This is a genomic window from Pseudomonas sp. FG98, assembly GCF_057808595.1.
The window spans coordinates 1-524 of the sequence record NZ_JBMDIJ010000187.1; the positions used below are offsets into that span (position 1 = coordinate 1).

General features: G+C 59.4%; 1 protein-coding gene. It reads right to left on the reverse strand.

Annotated elements, in window-relative coordinates; translation table 11 throughout:
* Window positions 1–448: Tli1a family immunity protein (gene tli1a, locus ACODSK_RS32660; protein WP_489022287.1), on the reverse strand; the 448-nt coding region annotated here is incomplete at its 3' end.
* Window positions 449–524: the final 76 nt, after the last annotated feature.

Sequence of the window (524 nt, forward strand, 5' to 3'; positions counted from 1 at the left end):
CTTTGCAGGAGGTCGTTACCTGGATTTCGTCGCAGGGGAGGAAATGCACGGTGACACCGCAGACTTTCTGGTTGGTGTAGTCGGGAACGAGGACGAGCTCGCTGTGTTGCCGATTCTGCGCAACGATCTTCTTTTCCCACTCCAGGTACTTAGGCCAATCAGCAAACCCTGGGGAGTCGTCGTATGCGACACCCGTCTCCCAATCAATTCGCACCGTCATTCCCGGTACCCATTCGGCCGGCAGACTGATATGCCCGCCTCCCCCTCCTTGCCACGGCCCGATGATGTCCAGCCCGGACTGCCCATTCACAGCGAAATGGTTGATCGCCCAGTGGGTGTGGTTGATACCGATGATCCTGGCCTGGGCAGTCGCTGCCGACAGCAATGCCAGCAAGGCACAGACCGCAGCAGGCAGGACACCGAACAGGGAAGTGCTACGTCGACGCATCGCCGACTGCTTCATTTCGGGCATGACTGAGGCTCCGGCAGGTTCAGCGGGATATTGATCGGGTAGTCGGGATGGC